Source organism: Pseudomonas sp. SB113 (genome assembly GCF_040754745.1).
GTDB lineage: Bacteria > Pseudomonadota > Gammaproteobacteria > Pseudomonadales > Pseudomonadaceae > Aquipseudomonas > Aquipseudomonas grimontii.
On record NZ_JBFMHW010000193.1, the window covers coordinates 1 to 437 of the forward strand.

The 437-nt window shown below is 56.5% G+C and carries 1 protein-coding gene; it reads right to left on the bottom strand.

What is annotated here, in order from left to right; genetic code table 11:
* The coding region (locus tag AB1462_RS32120; RefSeq protein ID WP_367249145.1) for an alpha/beta fold hydrolase at positions 1 to 423 on the bottom strand (423 nt) is incomplete at its 3' end.
* Between the last annotated feature and the right edge of the window lie 14 nt (positions 424 to 437).

Sequence of the window (437 nt, forward strand, 5' to 3'; positions counted from 1 at the left end):
TTCCGCGCCTTCGGCATCATTGGCAATACGTGCTTCCACATCGCCCGCGAGCCTTGCCAGATCGCGCGGCTTGCCGGACACTTTTTCAATCGCTGCGACCACCAGATCGGGGGCAACCCAATCCGATTTGTGGCCGAGATTGTGAACCCATACAAGTTCGGCGCCCGGAATGTCGCGTTCTAGCCCTATCGAGTGGATTCGTGCATAGATGATCGTGTCATGATCGCCGGAAATCACGACTGTCGGTGCCTTGATCTCATGATAGCGCGGTGAATTTGCGGTGGCGTAGTCGTACAGACCGTTCACGTCGATCGCGTTTGCGCGGAAGGCGCTCGGGCGCAGAACCAGTGGTATCTGCGTCTGCTGACTGTAGTTTTCAGGAACATGATTGGGTGCGAAAACACATTTCACTGCGGCATCCATGCGCAATGCGCCTG